Source organism: Tropicimonas isoalkanivorans, assembly GCF_900112335.1.
Classification (GTDB): Bacteria; Pseudomonadota; Alphaproteobacteria; order Rhodobacterales; family Rhodobacteraceae; genus Tropicimonas; species Tropicimonas isoalkanivorans.
The window spans coordinates 721,882-739,389 of the sequence record NZ_FOLG01000001.1 but is presented as its reverse complement, the minus strand read 5'-3'; the positions used below and the strand labels follow the sequence as shown (position 1 = coordinate 739,389).

Here is a 17,508-nt window from a genome sequence, read left to right as displayed (position 1 = left end):
CCAGCAGGAGACGACGACATGGATTTTCACGAGGTGAGATTTCCGGCCGCATTGAGCTTTGGTTCTGTCGGCGGCCCGGAACGGCGTACCGAGATCGTGACGCTCTCGAATGGTTTTGAAGAGCGCAACACGCCGTGGGAGCATTCCCGACGCAGGTACGATGCCGGGGTCGGTGTGCGGTCCGCCGATGACCTCCAGGACCTGATCGCGTTTTTCGAAGCGCGGCGGGGACGGCTTTATGGATTTCGGTGGAAGGACTGGGCGGATCACAAATCCTGCCTGCCGTCCCAAACCGTCCGGGCGACGGACCAGACGATTGGTATAGGCGACGGTGTCACGACGGAGTTCCAACTGTGCCGGGTCTATGAGTCAGGTGGGGCGGACTATTCGCGCCCGATCCGCAAGCCCGTGGTGGGTACTGTTCGCGTCGCCGTTGCGGGCGTGGAGATGGGCAAGGACTCCGCGTGGGTGGTCGATCCCGCAACGGGTGTCGTGACGATGGTCGAAGCCCCGGCGATCGGCAGAAAGGTGACGGCAGGGTTCGAGTTTGACGTGCCGGTGCGGTTCGATACCGATGCGATCTCTGTGTCGGCGACATCCTTCCAGGCCGGTGAAATTCCCGTTGTGCCGGTGGTCGAGGTGCGCGTGTGATGGCGAAACTTTCCGTGAAGGGGCAGGCGCTGATTGCCCATCTGAGGGACGGGGCGTCAACGGTGTGCCGGTGCTGGCGGGTCGTTCGCCGCGACGGCAAAGTCCTGGGGTTTACCGATCATGACGGGGATCTGGAATTCGACGGGACGGCTTTCTCCGCTGCGACCGGTTTCACGGCCGCGGCCGTAGAACAGACGACAGGCCTTGCCGTCAACAATACCGAGGCCGTCGGCGCGCTACGTGCAGGGGCGATCACCGAGGAGGATATAAGCGCGGGTCGATACGACGGGGCGGTTGTCACGTGCTGGGTTGTGAATTGGGCAGATCCCGAGCAGAGGATGGTTCAATTCAACGGCTCCCTCGGCGAGGTGACACGGTGCGGAGAGGCGTTCAGCGCTGAACTGCGCGGCGCAACCGAAGCCCTGAACCAGCCCCAGGGGCGGGTTTATCAATCCATGTGCTCCGCCGTTCTGTGCGACGGCGATTGCAGGTTCGACCCGGAAATGCTGGGCTATTCCATGGAAGCACCCGTGCTGAGCGTCGATGGCGGTGTGAAACTGATCGTCGCGGATGGCGGGCAGGAGGAAGGCTGGTTCAGCCGTGGCCGCCTGGAGGTGCTCGACGGGGCGGCGCGAGGGCTGATCGCGATCATCAAACGTGACTGCCGTCTTGGTGCCTCGCGTGAGATCGAGCTTTGGCAGGAAATTCGCCCGACCCTCGACGTTGGGGATTCGGTGCGGCTCGTAGCCGGATGCGACAAGCGGGCGGCCACCTGCAGAGACAAGTTCAATAACTTCGATAACTTCCGCGGCTTTCCTCACATTCCAGGCGAGGACTGGTTGACCGCCTACCCCAAGCAAGGCGACGACAACGATGGAGGAAGCCTGAATGGCTGAGAAATCTCAAGGACTGCCGTCTCAGCCAGCAGATCCTGCGCGTGTCGTCGAGATTGCCCGTCGCTGGATCGGGACGCCGTATTGTCACCAAGCTTCCATACCGGGCGTGGGAACCGACTGTCTGGGCCTTATCCGCGGCATCTGGCGCGAGCTTCTCGGCCGGGAGCCGGTGTTCGTCCCGCCCTATTCGCCCGACTGGTCGGAGGCGTCCGGCGACGAACGGCAGCGGCGGGCGGCGGAGTGCTATTTATTGCCGGCGGCGTCGAACGCGCAGCCTGAACCGGGCGATATGATCCTGTTTCGGATGCGCGATGGACGTGTGGCGAAACACTTGGGCGTAGCTGCTGAACGGTCCGGGTCGCCCAGCTTCATCCATGCTTATAGCGGCCACAGCGTGGTCGAAAGTGCCCTGACGGACGCGTGGCGAAAACGGATCGTGGCGCGCTTTGTCTTCCCTCAAGGAGTCCGGTGATGGCGACACTTATTCTTGGTGCGGCGGGGGCCGCGATTGGTGGCGCTATTGGGGGCACCGCATTCGGATTGTCGACCGCCATCGTTGGGCGTGCGATTGGCGCGACGCTGGGGCGGGTGATCGACCAGCGGCTGATGGGCGGCGGCAGTGAGGTGATCGAGACAGGCCGGCTGGATCGATTCCGTCTGACCGGTGCCAGTGAAGGGAGTGCTATCAATCAGGTTTACGGCCGGATGCGGCTTGGGGGGCAGGTCATTTGGTCCTCCAAATTCAAGGAAAGCAGCAAAACGCGCTCCACTGGTGGAAAAGGGGGTGGGGGTGGGACCTCCACCAAGACCTACAGCTATTCCGTCAGTCTGGCAGTGGCCCTCTGCGAGGGCGAGATCCTGCGCGTCGGGCGCATTTGGGCAGACGGTCTGGAACTGGGTCGCGACGATCTTGACCTGCGAGTCTATACGGGCACCGAAGGCCAGATGCCGGATCCGAAAATGGAGGCCATCGAGGGCGCTGGCAATGTGCCGGCGTATCGAGGACTTGCCTACGTGGTCTTCGAAGACCTCCAACTGGCTCGCTTCGGAAATAGGGTCCCGCAGTTCTCGTTCGAAGTGATCCGTGCCACAGATCCGGCTCATGCGCCCGCCGAAGCGCAAAGCCTGTCCCAGACGGTCCGGGCGGTCGCGATGATTCCCGGTACTGGAGAATTCGCACTGGCGACCACGCCGGTGGAATATGACAACGGCTTCGGCTGGAAAACTTCGGCCAACGTGCACTCACCCAGCGGGAAGACGGATTTCTCCACCTCGCTCGAGCACCTGACGGAGGAGCTGCCGAAATGCGAGTCGGTGTCTCTTGTCGTGTCGTGGTTTGGGAGCGATCTGAGGTGCGGCGAGTGCAGTATTAGACCGAAAGTCGAACACCATTCGATCGAGGGCAACCGGATGTCCTGGTCGGTGAGCGGTACGGATCGCAGCGAAGCCGGCAAAGTGCCGAAAATAGATGGACGCCCTGTCTATGGAGGGACGCCCACCGATCAGTCGGTCGCGCAAGCCATCCGGGCGATCCGCGCGTCCGGCAAGCAGGTGATGTTTTATCCATTCATCCTGATGGATCAGATGGAGGGAAACGACTTGCCGGACCCTTGGACTGGGGAGGCTGGTCAACCGGCCCTTCCATGGCGTGGGCGCATAACGACGTCGATCGGATCAGGTCGGCCCGGGACCACGGACGGAACTTCGACAGCAGGGTCAGAGGTTCAGGCGTTTTTCGGAACGGCGAGCGGGGGCGACTTCCACCATGACGGCTCGACGGTCGGCTACTCCGGGCCGGACGACTGGAGGTATCGCCGCTTCATCCTTCACTATGCGCACCTTTGTGCTCTGGCCGGTGGTGTCGACGCGTTTTGTATAGGATCGGAAATGCGCAGCCTTACGCAGATTCGCGGGGCGAATGGCGCATTTCCGGCGATTGCCGAATTCAAGAGGCTTGCGTCGGATGTGCGTGCGATCCTGGGCGCCGATACGAAGATCGGGTACTGCGCCGATTGGAGCGAATATTTCGGGTACCAGCCCGCTGACGACTCAGGCGACTTGTTCTTTCACCTCGACCCGCTGTGGTCGGATCCGGACGTCAATTTTATCGGCATCGACAACTACATGCCGATATCCGATTGGCGGGATGGGCCGGGGCATGCGGACGCAGATTGGAGGTCAATCTACGACGTTGAATATCTGAAACGAAACGTCGCCGGGGGCGAAGGGTACGATTGGTACTATGCCGATCAGGCCGGTCGCGATGCGCAAGACAGGTTGCCGATTCAGGATGGCGCCTACTCCGAGCCGTGGGTTTTTCGTTACAAGGATATCCGCAACTGGTGGAGTCGCGAGCACCACGAGAGGATAGCGGGCAACAGGCAGGCGGAGCCCACATCGTGGAAACCGGAGAGCAAACCCATCTGGTTCACCGAATTAGGCTGCGCGGCAATCGATAAAGGAACGAACCAGCCCAACAAGTTCCTCGATCCGAAATCCTCGGAATCCAGCTTGCCGCATTACTCGACCGGCGGGCGGGATGACCTCATGCAGGCACAATACCTTCGTGCAATGCACCTGTATTGGGAGGAACCGGCCAACAACCCGACGTCGTCCGTTTACGGTGGCCGTATGGTGGACATGAGCCGGGCACACGTTTGGGCCTGGGACGCCCGTCCATATCCGGCATTTCCGGCAAACGGCGATGTCTGGGGAGATGGTGACAACTATCGAGCCGGGCACTGGCTCAACGGTCGGACAACATCCGAGCCTCTTGCGGCGGTGGTCTCTGAGATCTGTGCCAAGTCGGGTGTGGCGAATATCGACGTCTCCGAACTGGACGGTCTTGTGCGCGGGTATGCCATCGAACAGGTCTCCAGCGCGCGCGGGGCGTTGCAGCCTCTGATGCTGTCTCACGGATTCGACGCCAATGAGGGTGAGGACGCACTGCAGTTCCGGACTCGAACCGCGCACGCGGACAGCGAGATCGACACCGAGCTGCTCGCAACGACCACCGAGCTCGATGGAAAAATCGAGACGGTTCGAGCCCCCCAAGCGGAGATGGCAGGACGGATACGGCTAAACCACATTCTGGCCGACAGTGATTTCCCCACCCACGCTTCAGAGGCGATTTTTCCGGACGAAACGAGTCCGGTTGTATCGACTTCTGAATTGGCGCTCTCGCTCACCGGGGCGGAAGGCCAACGAATTGTGGAACGATGGCTGTCGGAATCGCGCGTGGCGCGTGACACAGTGCGCATGACTTTGCCTCCTTCGCGGATGGACGTGGCGGCTGGCGACGTCGTGAAGGTTCCCTCAGGCGACGCGCAGATGCTGTACCGGGTGGACCGCGTTGAAGCTGGCGCGTCCCAGAATCTGGAAGCCACAAGGGTGGAAGAGGGGGTCTATCGTCCTGCCGCGGACGTCTCGGAGATTGTTCGGCAGACGCCGTTCTCCCCCCCCATGCCGGTGTTTTCGGTATTCATGGACTTGCCGCTTCTAACCGGCAAGGAGGATCCGGCGGCACCGTTTGTGGCCGTCGCAGCGCGACCCTGGACGGGAAGTGTGGCGGTTTATTCCTCTCCCGAAGACGATGCCTATGAACTGAATCGGCTTGTCCAAGTCCAGTCCACCATCGGTGTGACGGAGACTTCGCTCTCGAAGGCAGCGCCCGGCGTGCTTGATCGAGGGACGCCTTTGCGTGTGCGCTTCGGATCGGGATTTGTCTCTTCGGCATCCGAAGCGGCCATGATGAACGGTGCAAATTCGGCCGCCATCGGAAATCCGGAGAGCGGGGACTGGGAGGTCTTTCAGTTCTCGCGTGCGGAGTTGGTGGGCACCGATACCTATGAGCTGAGCCTGCGTTTGCGCGGGCAGGCCGGAACGGACGGCGTCATGCCGGACGATTGGCCTGAGGGAAGCATCGTTGTTCTGCTGGACGGAGGGCCAGTGCAGATTGACCTCCCTGCGTCGATGCGTGGGCTGGAGAGGCACTATCGCATCGGGCCCGCGGTAAAAGGGTATGATCACGTGTCTTACTCGCATGAGACGGGCACATTTTCTGGAGTCGGCCTCCGGCCGTACGCGCCGGCGCACCTCCGATCAAGGAAGGATGCCAACGGAGCCCTCACTTTCGGTTGGATCAGGCGAACGCGGGTCGACGGCGACACCTGGCAGGCATTCGATGTGCCACTTGGAGAGAACCGCGAAAGGTATCTCGTCCAGGTAATCTGCGACGGCAAGGTCGTCCGGGAAGAGATCGTCTCCGATTCCGCCTGGACCTACACCTTGGCACGTCGCCAATCAGACGGTTGCACGGGGCCCTTCGCGTTCCGTGTCGCGCAAATCTCCGACCAATTCGGTGCCGGACCTTTCAGGAGCCTCGATATCGATGACTGATACCCCTTCTCTGTGCCTTCCGCTTCTGCAGCCGTCACAGGCCCAGAAGCACGTAACGGTAAATGAAGCGCTGATCCGTCTGGACGGTCTGACGCAGCTTCGCCTGCAGTCGCGCCAACTCAAGCGCCCCCCGGTGGGAGATGTTGTTGACGGCGCCTGCTACGCAGTCGCGGACGGAGCTGCCGGCGAGTGGATTGATCAGGACGGGATGATCGCTATCGGTTCGAATGGCGGGTGGCTCTTTGTGGAGCCGCTTGTTGGGTGGCGGGCATGGATACTGGATGAGGGACTTACGGCGACCTTCGTCAACGGCCGTTGGGACGCCGGTTGGGTGGCAGGTTCGCCGTCGAACGCGTCCGCTCGGATCGAGGTAACAGAATCAACCTATTCGGTCGCGTCCGGTGCTGAGCAGCAAACCAACATGACGATCCCCGCGGACAGCATTGTCTTCGCTTGTTCGGCGCGTGTTATCGAAAGCCTCAATGGAACTGCACCGAGTTGGCGGTTGGGAATTTCCGGAGATAGCACTCGTTTCGGCTCGGGTATTGGGTGCGTGGCGGGGTCCTATTGCACCGGACTTCTGTCGCACCCTACAGCAATCTACGCTGAGACCAGTGTTTGGCTGGCGCCCGACGGGGGTACGTTCTCCGGTGGACAACTGCGACTGGCCTTGCATTGCTATCGGATCAGTTTGCCGGAGTAGTCGCAACGACAACCTATGGCCGGCCGAACTTTTCGCGGGTAAGGGGTTCCCGACTATGGCATTGTACCTAGATATGGGGCACTCCCAGCGAACAGGAGGCCGGCTCATGCTCGAAACCAAGGAACGTCTTGCAGCGGTGGATCCCGTGTGGGACCGCATCAAACGGGAAGGTGAGGCTGCGGTTGCCGCCGAGCCGCTGCTTGGTGGGCTCATTCACTCCAGCTTGTTGCACCATCCCAGCCTGGAAAGGGCGCTCGCCTATCGGATGTCATTAAAGTTGGCGTCGGGCGAGATGTCGGAGCAGATTTTGCGGGAGATCGGTGACGACGCCTATGCTTCCGACCAGGAACTTGTTGCGGCCGCAAGGGCGGACTTGATGGCCACGTTCGAGCGGGACCCGGCATGCCACAGGTACCTGCAGCCGATCCTGTTCTTTAAAGGCTATCAAGCTGTCCAAGCCTATCGAATCGGCCACTGGCTTTGGCGGCAGGGTCGCCGAGATATGGCTTACTTCGTGCAAATGCGGGTCTCGGAGGTGTTCGGCGTCGACATTCACCCAGCGGCGCGCCTCGGGCGTGGTGTGATGATCGACCATGCGCATTCGATTGTCATCGGCGAGACGGCTGTCGTCGGCGACGACGTGTCGATGTTGCATTCCGTAACGCTTGGAGGCACCGGCAAGGAAGATGGCGACAGACATCCGAAGGTTGGAAATGGTGTGATGATCGGTGCGGGCGCGAAGGTGCTCGGGAACATCGAGGTTGGTCAATGCAGCCGTATCGCTGCCGGGTCGGTCGTTCTGGATGCGGTTCCGCCCAACGTTACTGTCGCTGGAGTTCCTGCGAGGGTTGTGGGCCGGGCCGGATGCTCGCAGCCATCCAGTTCCATGGACCAGATGTTGATGCAGGATGGCGGAGACGGCAAGGCCGGGTGAACTGAGGCCGACCCATGTAGGTCACCTTATTTTTACAAAGCAATACCTTACGCTCTGACCAAGAAATGGGGACCGCGCAGATGCGTGGTCCCCATCTTTTTGCTCTAAGTGCCCGAATGTCAGGCCAGCATGGCAATCGGGTTTTCGAGGTTTTCTACGATGGCCTGAAGGAGTTCCGCGCCAAGCGCTCCGTCGATCACACGATGGTCCACGGAGAGGGTGACCGACATGACGGTGGCCACCGTGAGTTCACCATCGTCGCCTACGATTGGCTTCTTCACGCCCGAACCCACCGCAAGGATCGCCCCATGCGGCGGATTGATGACGGCGTCGAAGTTATCGATCCCGAACATCCCAAGGTTGGAGACTGCGAATGTGCCCCCTTGGTATTCATGTGGCGCAAGCTTTCTGTCGCGGGCGCGCTTGGCAAGATCCTTCATCTCAGTCGACAGAGCGGACAGCGACTTCATGTCCGCGTCCCTAAGAACCGGAGTGAATAGGCCGCCTTCGATCGCGACTGCGACCGCGACGTCGGAGGGTTTCAGTTGCAGAATCCGGTCGCCAGCCCAGGCCGCATTCGCCGCCGGGACTTGCTGGAGGGCGAGGGCGCACGCTTTGATGATAAAGTCGTTCACCGACAACTTGATGCCCCTGGCCTCGAGTTGCTTGTTCAACGTGCCCCGGAACTTGAGCAGCGCGTCGAGCTTGATATCGCGGCGCAGGTAAAAATGCGGGATGGTCTGCTTCGCCTCGGTCAAACGCGCGGCGATCGTCTTGCGCATGCCGTCGAGTTTGATTTCCTCGAACTCGCGACCCTCGTACATTTTCAGCACAGCTTCGGCTGACGGTCCTGCGGGAACGCCAGCGGCCGCGGACGCGGCGGGTGCCGCCTTCGCGGCCGGGGTTTCGGCGGCCTTCTCGATCGGCTTGGCATCTATTACGTCCGCCTTGACGATCCGGCCGCGGGGCCCTGAGCCCTTGATCTGGCTCAGGTCCAAGCCTTTGTCCTTGGCGATGCGACGGGCCAGCGGCGACGCAAAGATCCGTTCGCCATCACCGGCTGGGGACGAGGCGGCTTTCTCATCGCTCTTCACCTGTTCCTCGCCGGCATAGCCGCCGGCAGGAGCTTCGTCAGGGGCGGGGGCTGCCGGGGCGGTTCCGGTGGCAGTATCCACGTCCTTGGGCGCAGAGGAGACATCGCCGATATCATCGGCGCTTTCGCCCTCTTCCAGCAGAACGGCGATGGGGGTGTTGACCTTCACGCCTTCGGTACCGTCCGGCACCAGGATCTTTCCGATCACACCTTCGTCGACGGCCTCAAATTCCATCGTCGCCTTGTCGGTCTCGATCTCCGCCAGCAAGTCGCCGGAAGAGACCGTGTCGCCCTCCTTTACCAGCCATTTGGCCAGCGTCCCTTCCTCCATCGTGGGGGACAGGGCGGGCATCAGAACTTCGGTCGGCATCTCGCGCTCCTCAGCGGTAGGTGACTGCTTTCACGGCGTCGATCACTTCGGCGGTCGTCACCAGGGCGTGTTTTTCCAGGTTTGCGGCGTAGGGCATCGGTACGTCTTTACCCGTGCAATTCAGGACCGGTGCGTCGAGGTAATCGAAGGCGTTGGTCATGATATAGGCCGACAGGTGGTTGCCGATGGCCCCGACAGGCCAGCCTTCCTCCACGGTTACGCAGCGGTTGGTCTTCTTCACAGACTCTATCACCGTCTCGTAATCGAGCGGTCGCAATGTCCGCAGGTCGATGACTTCGGCGGAGATCCCTTCCTCGGCAAGCTTGTCTGCAGCTTCGAGAGCATAGGTCATTCCGATACCGAAGCTCACGATGGTCACGTCATCGCCCTCTCGCCAGATGCGCGCCTTGCCGAATGGTACGGTGTAATCGTCCAGAACCGGCACTTCGAAACTGCGGCCATACAAGATCTCGTTTTCCAGGAAGATAACCGGGTTCGGATCGCGGATTGCAGATTTCAGCAGGCCTTTCGCATCGGACGCACTGTAGGGCATCACGACCTTGAGGCCGGGGATCTGTGCGTACCATGCCGCATAGTCTTGGCTGTGTTGGGCGGCGACGCGGGCTGCGGCGCCGTTCGGGCCGCGGAACACGATGGGGCACCCCATTTGCCCGCCGGCCATGTACAGCGTTTTTGCAGCCGAGTTGATGATCTGGTCAATCGCTTGCATCGCGAAGTTGAACGTCATGAACTCCACGATGGGACGGAGGCCGCCAAACGCCGCGCCCACGGCAAGGCCCGCAAAACCGTGTTCGGTAATCGGAGTATCGACCACCCGTTTGGCGCCGAACTGGTCAAGCAATCCCTGACTGATCTTGTACGCCCCTTGGTACTCGGCAACTTCCTCGCCCATCAGGTAGACCGTCTCGTCCCGGGTCATTTCCTCGGCCATGGCGTCACGAAGCGCTTCTCGCACAGTCTGCGACTTTAGCTCGGTACCCTCGGGATAGTCGGGTTCGCGTTTCACGCTCTTCACCGGCTCCGGCGGAGCCTTGGCTTCGGCCGGCTCAGATGGAGCGGGGGTGTCTGCCTTGGGGGCCTTCTCGTCCGATCCGGAGGCTTCGGAAACCGCCGCCTCAACATCTTCCCCTTCCTCGACCAGAACCGCGATCGGCGTGTTGACCTTCACGCCCTCGCTGCCTGCATCTACCAGGATCTTACCGACGATCCCTTCGTCGACGGCTTCGAATTCCATCGTCGCCTTGTCCGTTTCGATCTCGGCCAGAATGTCGCCGGAGGAGACCGTGTCGCCCTCCTTGACCAGCCATTTGGCCAGCGTGCCTTCCTCCATGGTCGGCGACAGGGCGGGCATCAATACTTTGGTTGCCATCTGTTCTTTCCCCCTCAGGCGTTCTGCGGCGCCACGTCGGCGTAGATGTCGGTCCAAAGCTCTTCGAGAGCAGGTTCCGGGCTCTCTTTTGAAAACTCGGCGGCTTCGTTGACCACGTCCTTGATTTCCTTGTCGATGGCCTTCAGTTCGTCCTCCGTCGCGTGGTTCCCCGTCAGCAGCAACTGGCGCACCGATTCAATGCAGTCGCGCTCTTCGCGCATCTTCTGAACCTCCTCGCGGGTCCGGTACTTCGCCGGGTCCGACATCGAGTGCCCACGGTAGCGGTAGGTCTTCACCTCGAGGATGTAGGGGCCCTTGCCTTCGCGGCACTGGGCAACCGCGCGTTCGCCGGCTTCCTTAACCGCCAGCACATCCATGCCGTCCACTTCCTCGCCCGGAATGCCGTAGGCCGCGCCACGCTCCCAAAGGCTCGGCGACTTGGTAGAGCGGGCGACCGAGGTCCCCATGGCGTATTGGTTGTTCTCGATTACGAAGATGACCGGTAGGTCCCACAGCTCCGCCATGTTGTAGGTCTCGTAGACCTGGCCCTGGTTCGCAGCGCCGTCACCGAAGTAGGTGAACGTCACGCGGTCGTCGCCGCGGTATTTGTCAGAGAAGGCAAGACCGGCGCCGATCGGAACCTGTGCACCGACAATCCCGTGGCCGCCGTAGAAATGTTTCTCTTTCGAGAACATGTGCATCGAGCCGCCCTTGCCCTTGGAATAACCGCCCTCACGGCCGGTCAACTCGGCCATGACGCCCTTCGGATCCATTCCGCAGGCAAGCATATGTCCGTGGTCGCGGTAGGAGGTGACGCGCTTGTCCCCTTCCTCCGCCGCGGCTTCCAGCCCCACGACGACCGCTTCCTGACCGATGTAGAGGTGACAGAAACCGCCGATCAGGCCCATGCCATAGAGCTGGCCGGCCTTCTCCTCAAACCGCCTTATGAGGAGCATGTCGCGGTAATACCCGAGCAATTCCTCTTTGGATACGTTGGGTTTCTTGGTGGTGGTCCGTCGCGCTGCCATCAGCAGGGCCTCCCCTTGCCCGAGAATAGTTTAACGTTGAATTATCAACTAACAGACCCCGGCAAAGGTTTCATACCAAAAAGTTAGCCGAAGGCGGAGAATGGGGCCAAAAGTCCCGAAAACCCGCCATGCGCGGAACGGGAGGCGATGTCGATGCGCTTGCATCGAAACCGCCTCACTTGCAGGAATAGATCAAATTTCCCAGCACTTTCTTGCACATACGGCCCTTGTACCAAAAGTACCCCGGCGGCAGCGATGCGCGCCGCCGTGTGGATGCCTTCCGCTTGGCCGGCTCAGGTTGCGTTGTGCCCTCGACAAGGGCGCGGTTCGCGTCATTCTGCATCCACGCCTGAAAGGCTGAAGCAGACTGCTCTCGCAAGGCCGCCAATTGGGGCTTGTTGAGGAAACCGGTTGCCGGAATCGCCGCCGACGACTGCCACGCGGCCAGCGCGGCACGGCTGTTTTCCCCAAGGCTCCCGTCGACGCCCATCGGGTCGAAGCCGAGCGCGCTCAACCGCGCCTGCACGTCCATGACGTCGGTTCGCGAGAGCAACAATGCGTCCTCCGTCTCGCGTGAGGCTGGAAGCCAGTTCAGCGTCTCAGAAGCCGGCAACGACTCTGCCACCGCGGGTTGAGGTCGATCGTTAACCAGACGGAGACCTTCCGGTGACGCCGCCATGCGATGGACGCCCGCCGTTTCGGTAACGTAAGGCGCGCAGGCGTCCAGCGCTGAAAGCGCCTTGGCATAGAGCGTCCGTTCGTCCGCGTTTGGTTGGGACGGCGCAATCAGATCCGGAAGGGCCGTGATCCGACCGTCCGGGCCGATCTGAACGTCGATCAGGATCTCGACGCCGGCCGCCCCTTCCTCCTCGGCAACAAAACAGCGGCCCACCTGGCGCAAGCCCGAAGTGGTGGGCGTTTCGCTGACGTCGGCGGAGCCTTCCGACGGCACCGCCTCCTTTACCGCTGTGTCCGCCTCGGGCGTTGCCGCGGTCTCTGGTTTTGGCTCCGGTCCCTCTGTGCCCTCGTCGACCGGAACCGTTGCCGTCTCGAGGGGGGCCGACTTCGCAACTCGGCGGGGCAGGGGACGGTCACGCGACCTTTCCCGCCCTGTCGCCGGTTCCGAAGCGGCCGCCATGGGGTTGCGGGGCGGCGCCGACGTGACCTCGGGCCCGATGACCTCATCGGGGGGTGCACTGTCAGGCGGAGGTGGCGGGACCAAATTTGCACGTGGCTCGTCGGTTAGGTCTTCGCGAGCCATGGGTTGCGTGGTGACCGCCGTTTTACCCGTTCCGGCGCCTTCCAAAGCATCCTCTGCCGCTCCCTCTGTCGGGCGCTCCGGCCCGTCCACGACTGCAGCGACGATTGCGGGAGCGGCAGCTTTCCCCATTGATTGCGCCGGAACCGACGGGATCTCGGCTAGGCCGCTAGAGGACGGAGCCGAGCGAACGGATACCTCCACGGGCGGCACGCGCGGCACGTTTTCAAGGTCCAGCGCCCGTAGGCTGGTCGCGGACGACTCCGGCTCGACGCTGTCCGGTCGTTTGGCCTCCAGCGTTTCGCGCGGGGTGAGGGGAGTATCCGCCGCGACCCGAACGGGGGCTGGCAGGTCTTCGGGTGCCTGCTCCTCGGCGCTTGCCGCCATCGCGGGATCTGATCCGTCGTCGAGCGGTGTGGCGGCCGCAGGCGCAGTCACGTCGGTCGGCTCATCCGGTATCGGAACTTGATCCACATCCACCGATGGCGCGTCCTGCGGCGGTGCCATATCGTCCGTCACCGGTGCCTCGGGCAGCGCCTCCGGCAGGGCATCCTCAGATGAGACGCGGTTGGCTTCGGGACCCACCGGCTCTTTCGTCTCGGCGGTCGCCCCGACCTGCTCCGACAGCGATTGATAGGGCAGACGCGCTATCGCATGGTCTACCGCGGCGACGTCGAATCCGTCGATGGTCTCTCGAGAAAGAATGCGGCTTGCCAGATCCGATTTCGGGTACCTGTACACGATACGGTCCAGAAGCCGTTGAATCTCCTTCAAAACCTGCGCTTCCCTCCAATCGTACGGGGCCGAAACCGTGGAGGAGAGTTCACGCGCCCGTGCGAACACGTCTTCCGCCGTTTCCGCGTTGGCCTGGGCCCAATGGCCGCTTCCGCTACCGATCAGGATGGCGAGGATAAGTGCACTTCGCTGCAAAACCCACCTTTCGTTGCGCCGCATTCCTCCGGCCTCCACCTGCATCCAAACATAGCACATGTCGCCACGCAGTCAGGCGCTCTTGGTGGGCACATTCGCAGGACGCCCCCATCGCCAAACGCAAAAGGCGGGTCCCATAACGCCCGTCGAGCAAGAAAACGCTGCCCGGATACAGACTTCAAGCCGAATTTTATGGCAGGGTGCCCCACTGCGGATGGGCGCCGATCAATCCTCGGCAATCCTCCGCCGGCACCACGATTTCAGGGCAGGAGCGGCACGGACGGCTAACGAACGACGACCTCGTCTGCGCGGATCAGGCCGAGCACGTCGCGCGCCTGCTGGTCCAGAAGGTCGAGGTCAAGGTAGGTTTCGGACATGCGGTGGGTTTTGTTCCGCATTTCCGCCACCTGCTTCTGCAGCGCAGCCTTCTCCGTCTCCATCGCCCGCGTCTGCGCTTCGATCTCGATCCTGCGGAACAGGCCGAAATCGCCCTGCACGGCGGCGAAGGTGAAGTACATTCCCAGCGAGAAGCTGAGAGTCAGAAAAGCCGCGGATTTCACCGCGGGACGGGAGTGGGGTGTGCTCATGTCTCTGCCTCGGGCCCGCCTCTTCGGGCGGTGTGAGCGATCCTGTCATAGCCCGCACGCAAAGGGAATCCCCGACAAAGGGTCAGCCACCGGTTGCGGCAATGAAGCGCTCATGTGAGCCGCGGCTGCAACAACTGCATCAACGCGGCGCTCAGCCGTTGGCGTACAGCGACGCAATCTCCCCGCCGAACGCGGCGACGATCCGCTCCCGGCGGAGCTTCAACGTGGGCGTCACAAGGCGGCGTTCCACGGTCCATTCCTCCAGCGTTGCATGGCAGGCCCGGATCTGTTGGTGGGCGGGAAAGCCTTTGAGCGCGGCCTTGATGCGCGGCATGATGAGCTTTTGCGCCTTGGGGTCATTGGGGTCTTCCGGCGGCACCCCAGCCGCCCCGGCCAAATCGCGCCAGACCTCCCGGTTCAGAACGGTCAGCAGCACCAGATAAGGCCGCCCGTCGCCGGCCACGCAGGTCTGCTCGAAAAGCGGATCGGCCGCCAGCGCGGTCTCCAGCGGGCGGGGGTTCACGTTCTCGCCGTTCGAGAGCACCAGGATATGCTTCAACCGACCCGTAATGGCGATCCGCCCTTCCGCAATGTCCACCATGTCGCCCGTCTGCATCCAGCCCTCGGCGTCGATCATTCCCGCGGTGGCTTCCGGGTTCTGCCAGTAGCCCGTCATCATCCCCGGCGAGCGCAGGCGCAACTCCCCCTGCGCTGTCCGCTTGACCTCGATCCCGGGCAGGGCGAAGCCCACCGTCCCCGGAACGTAGTCCTTCACAAGCGAGGCTGTCACCACCGGCCCGGCCTCCGTCAGCCCGTACCCCTCCACCATCGGCACGCCGAGCCCGATCAGGGCCCGCGAAATCTCCGGCGGGAAGTTGGCGCCACCCGAGACGGCCACCCGCAGGTTGCCGCCGAATGCGCTCTTCACCTTCTGCGCCACCAATCGGTCGAGCAGCGGCCAGGCTGCCCGTTCTCCCAGCGTCGGCCCGTCCCCGATCCCGTTCCGCCCCGCGAACCGCTTCCACCCGATGCGGGCGGTCATATCGAACAGCCGCAACCGCATCGGGCTTTCGGCGGCGGCCCGCCGGGCTGAGGTATAAACGGACTCGTACAGTCGCGGCACGCCCATCAGCGCGGTCGGGCGGATCGTCGCCATGTCTTCCCTGAGCCGCCTGAGCGACTGCGCGTAGGCTACGCAGGAGCCGCCCATCAGCGGCAGGAGGTAGCCCATAGTCCGCTCGAAAGCATGTGCCAGCGGCAAGACCGACAGGAAGACATCCTCGGTGCGCGGCGGGAAGACCTTTCCCACGCCCTCGGCATTCGCCAGCAGCGCCCGGTGCGTCAGGATCGCCCCCTTGGGCTGACCCGTTGTGCCGGAGGTGTAGATCAGCGCCGCCGGATCTTCGGGCGCACTGGCCGGCACGGCTGCCACACCCTCGGCCTCCCCCAGAACGGCCCCAAAGGGACGGGCGGACGCGGGCAGGGCGGCTTCGTCGCCGGCGGCGGCTGAGTCGTGAACCCAGGCCGCCTCGATAAAGCTCGCGTCTTCCAGCGCCGCCGAAATCCCCTTCCAGCGCGCGGCGGTATCCACCAACACAATCCGTGGCCGTGCGTCGGCAAGCACGTAAGCCGTGTTCGCGACCGCGTCGTTTGTATAGAGCGGCACCACCGGCAGGCCGAGCTTATGTGCGGCCATGTCGTAGCAGACCCAGTCGATGCAGTTGTGCAGAAAGATTGCAACGCGGTCGCCGTGGGTCAGTCCGGCGACCTGAAAGGCGCCGGCGATCCGGTCGACCCGCGCCAGCACCTCCTGCCAGGACAGTCCGATCCAGTCGCCGCTGGAGCGATCCACCTCGCGATAGGCCACTGCGTCCGGCTGGCGGCGCGCACGTTCCTGCAACAAGCCATAAAGCGTGCCCGCCTGCTCCGCCGGGATCAGGTCTATCCCCATCTGGCCGTGCCCCCCTCCGGTCTTCAGCCCGTCCAACAGCGGCCCGCTCCAGCCGCGATTTCCCCAGCGTAAACGATTTCGCGCACGGGACAACAGCACCCGGCCTGCAGCCGGCTCGTCGTATCGCGGAGCCTCTTAGGGGAGCGGGGCAGGGCGGGAAAGCCCTCAACGGCCCCGCTGCCTGAATTTTTCACCACAACCGATTTGGCGCACGTCCAGCACGGTCCGGTCCGGCGGGTTTCGCCGACCGCAATCCTAGCCTTGGACGTATTGCACAAGCTGCTCGATGTTGAACTTGTGCTCGTCGATGACGCTCTTCATCAGATCGCCAATGGAGATCATCCCCACCAGACGGCCATTGCTGAGAACTGGCAGATGCCTGATGCGCTTCTCCGTCATCAGGGCCATGCAGGCCTCAACGCTCTGATCGGGCGCGACGAAGATCACGTCCCGCTCCATGACATCCCGAACCGGCGTGGTGGGGGAGGCCTTGCCCATCAGGAAGACCTTCCGGGCATATTGCCTCTCGGTGAAGATGCCTTCGACGGCGTCACCGGACATGACCATGACCGATCCCACGTCGGCCTCCGCCATGGATTTCAGGGCATCCAGCACCATCTGTTCGGGGCGTATGGTCAGAACATCGCGCCCCTTGCGATCGAGAATCTGGCTCACGTTTGCCATCCGACCCTCCTCCCCTGGTCATTGCGACGTGGCTTGCCCTCCTGCCCACAGATCGTCTCGCTCGATACTCTCAGGAGACGACGCATGCGCCGTTCGGTCAATGACGCAGGTCAACTGGGCGGGTACCGGGCACGCGCACGGCATTAATGACCGGTCACTCCGCTGGGGCAGGTGCCTTTTCGAAACGCGCTCCACCGGACGAGTCATCGGCCGCATTCGCGCCCTCAGGCGGCAGCCGGCGTTCCCCTTCCATGGGGGGCTTCTCGAAGCGCGGCTCTGCCGCCTCGACCGCGGGCGGCGCCATCGCCGCGTCGGTCAACTCGGTGGGCTCAGTGGTCGGCCCGCTCGGGCGGTCCTCCGACCAGATCGCGCCGTCCAACAGCGACGGGTCGCTCACGAGGAACCGGACCTCGGTCACGCGGTCGTCGTAGACCCTGCACCGGAAATGCACGCCCTGCGCATCCGCGAAATCCGCGGCACCGTAAACGAATGGAACGTTGTCGTGCCGCCGAAGCTGCTCGATCTTCACGGTCTCTGCGCCTTGGTTTTCGACCATGTCGGTCTGGCACAGGTCGCGCGCCATGTCGTTGCTTGTCGCGAGCGCCGCGGAGGCACCGGCCACCAGGCACCCCGCC

The 17,508-nt window shown here is 62.8% G+C and carries 14 protein-coding genes; 6 read left to right on the top strand and 8 right to left on the bottom strand.

Annotated elements, in window-relative coordinates; all coding sequences use genetic code 11:
* Positions 1 to 18 precede the first annotated feature (18 nt).
* The 6 genes from BM075_RS03430 to cysE all read left to right on the top strand — a co-directional run bounded on the left by BM075_RS03430 (position 19) and on the right by cysE (position 7,582).
* Positions 19 to 651: a DUF2460 domain-containing protein gene (locus BM075_RS03430; RefSeq protein ID WP_093359241.1), complete on the top strand. Its 633-nt coding sequence runs from the start codon at positions 19 to 21 to the stop codon at positions 649 to 651.
* Positions 651 to 1,547 carry a DUF2163 domain-containing protein gene (locus tag BM075_RS03425; RefSeq protein WP_093359240.1) on the top strand — a complete coding sequence of 299 codons (897 nt, stop codon included), beginning with the start codon at positions 651 to 653 and terminating at the stop codon, positions 1,545 to 1,547. The genes BM075_RS03430 and BM075_RS03425 overlap by 1 nt, the downstream gene beginning before the upstream one ends.
* Complete coding sequence (locus tag BM075_RS03420) at positions 1,540 to 2,019, top strand: NlpC/P60 family protein (protein ID WP_093359239.1); 480 nt, start codon at positions 1,540 to 1,542, stop codon at positions 2,017 to 2,019. The genes BM075_RS03425 and BM075_RS03420 overlap by 8 nt, the downstream gene beginning before the upstream one ends.
* Positions 2,019 to 5,945 (top strand): baseplate multidomain protein megatron, encoded by a 3,927-nt coding sequence (locus BM075_RS03415; RefSeq protein WP_093359238.1) that lies wholly within the window; start codon positions 2,019 to 2,021, stop codon positions 5,943 to 5,945. The genes BM075_RS03420 and BM075_RS03415 overlap by 1 nt, the downstream gene beginning before the upstream one ends.
* A complete protein-coding gene (locus BM075_RS03410) occupies positions 5,938 to 6,648 on the top strand; it encodes a DUF2793 domain-containing protein (protein ID WP_093359237.1) in 711 nt (236 codons plus the stop codon). Before BM075_RS03415 ends, BM075_RS03410 begins: the two co-directional genes overlap by 8 nt.
* Before the next feature lie 106 nt (positions 6,649 to 6,754).
* Positions 6,755 to 7,582 carry a serine O-acetyltransferase gene (cysE, locus tag BM075_RS03405; RefSeq protein ID WP_093359236.1) on the top strand — a complete coding sequence of 276 codons (828 nt, stop codon included), beginning with the start codon at positions 6,755 to 6,757 and terminating at the stop codon, positions 7,580 to 7,582.
* 119 nt (positions 7,583 to 7,701) lie between these two features.
* Here cysE and BM075_RS03400 read toward each other — a convergent pair whose 3' ends face one another.
* From BM075_RS03400 to BM075_RS03365, 8 genes are all read right to left on the bottom strand, one after another.
* Positions 7,702 to 9,045 (bottom strand): pyruvate dehydrogenase complex dihydrolipoamide acetyltransferase, encoded by a 1,344-nt coding sequence (locus tag BM075_RS03400; protein WP_093359235.1) that lies wholly within the window; start codon positions 9,043 to 9,045, stop codon positions 7,702 to 7,704.
* A 10-nt stretch (positions 9,046 to 9,055) separates the two neighbouring features.
* Positions 9,056 to 10,435 carry a pyruvate dehydrogenase complex E1 component subunit beta gene (locus tag BM075_RS03395; protein ID WP_093359234.1) on the bottom strand — a complete coding sequence of 460 codons (1,380 nt, stop codon included), beginning with the start codon at positions 10,433 to 10,435 and terminating at the stop codon, positions 9,056 to 9,058.
* A 14-nt stretch (positions 10,436 to 10,449) separates the two neighbouring features.
* Complete coding sequence (gene pdhA / locus BM075_RS03390; protein WP_093359233.1) at positions 10,450 to 11,463, bottom strand: pyruvate dehydrogenase (acetyl-transferring) E1 component subunit alpha; 1,014 nt, start codon at positions 11,461 to 11,463, stop codon at positions 10,450 to 10,452.
* A 175-nt stretch (positions 11,464 to 11,638) separates the two neighbouring features.
* A complete protein-coding gene (locus tag BM075_RS03385; protein ID WP_177208231.1) occupies positions 11,639 to 13,675 on the bottom strand; it encodes a peptidoglycan-binding protein in 2,037 nt (678 codons plus the stop codon).
* A gap of 260 nt (positions 13,676 to 13,935) precedes the next feature.
* Positions 13,936 to 14,238 (bottom strand): FtsB family cell division protein, encoded by a 303-nt coding sequence (locus BM075_RS03380; RefSeq protein WP_093359231.1) that lies wholly within the window; start codon positions 14,236 to 14,238, stop codon positions 13,936 to 13,938.
* 151 nt (positions 14,239 to 14,389) lie between these two features.
* Positions 14,390 to 16,225 (bottom strand): AMP-dependent synthetase/ligase, encoded by a 1,836-nt coding sequence (locus BM075_RS03375; RefSeq protein ID WP_143089807.1) that lies wholly within the window; start codon positions 16,223 to 16,225, stop codon positions 14,390 to 14,392.
* A 219-nt stretch (positions 16,226 to 16,444) separates the two neighbouring features.
* A complete protein-coding gene (locus BM075_RS03370) occupies positions 16,445 to 16,873 on the bottom strand; it encodes a CBS domain-containing protein (RefSeq protein ID WP_093359229.1) in 429 nt (142 codons plus the stop codon).
* Between the two features lie 154 nt (positions 16,874 to 17,027).
* Complete coding sequence (locus BM075_RS03365; protein ID WP_093359228.1) at positions 17,028 to 17,495, bottom strand: hypothetical protein; 468 nt, start codon at positions 17,493 to 17,495, stop codon at positions 17,028 to 17,030.
* Positions 17,496 to 17,508: the final 13 nt, after the last annotated feature.

Bases quoted from the DNA above. Each gene is read 5' to 3' on its own strand.
- BM075_RS03370 (WP_093359229.1), bottom strand. From the start codon at position 16,873: ATGGCAAACGTGAGCCAGATTCTCGATCGCAAGGGGCGCGATGTTCTG.
- BM075_RS03410 (WP_093359237.1), top strand. From the start codon at position 5,938: ATGACTGATACCCCTTCTCTGTGCCTTCCGCTTCTGCAGCCGTCACAG.
- BM075_RS03380 (WP_093359231.1), bottom strand. From the start codon at position 14,238: ATGAGCACACCCCACTCCCGTCCCGCGGTGAAATCCGCGGCTTTTCTG.
- BM075_RS03425 (WP_093359240.1), top strand. From the start codon at position 651: ATGGCGAAACTTTCCGTGAAGGGGCAGGCGCTGATTGCCCATCTGAGG.
- BM075_RS03400 (WP_093359235.1), bottom strand. From the start codon at position 9,045: ATGCCGACCGAAGTTCTGATGCCCGCCCTGTCCCCCACGATGGAGGAA.
- BM075_RS03420 (WP_093359239.1), top strand. From the start codon at position 1,540: ATGGCTGAGAAATCTCAAGGACTGCCGTCTCAGCCAGCAGATCCTGCG.
- cysE (WP_093359236.1), top strand. From the start codon at position 6,755: ATGCTCGAAACCAAGGAACGTCTTGCAGCGGTGGATCCCGTGTGGGAC.
- BM075_RS03415 (WP_093359238.1), top strand. From the start codon at position 2,019: ATGGCGACACTTATTCTTGGTGCGGCGGGGGCCGCGATTGGTGGCGCT.
- BM075_RS03430 (WP_093359241.1), top strand. From the start codon at position 19: ATGGATTTTCACGAGGTGAGATTTCCGGCCGCATTGAGCTTTGGTTCT.
- BM075_RS03395 (WP_093359234.1), bottom strand. From the start codon at position 10,435: ATGGCAACCAAAGTATTGATGCCCGCCCTGTCGCCGACCATGGAGGAA.
- BM075_RS03385 (WP_177208231.1), bottom strand. From the start codon at position 13,675: ATGCGGCGCAACGAAAGGTGGGTTTTGCAGCGAAGTGCACTTATCCTC.
- pdhA (WP_093359233.1), bottom strand. From the start codon at position 11,463: ATGGCAGCGCGACGGACCACCACCAAGAAACCCAACGTATCCAAAGAG.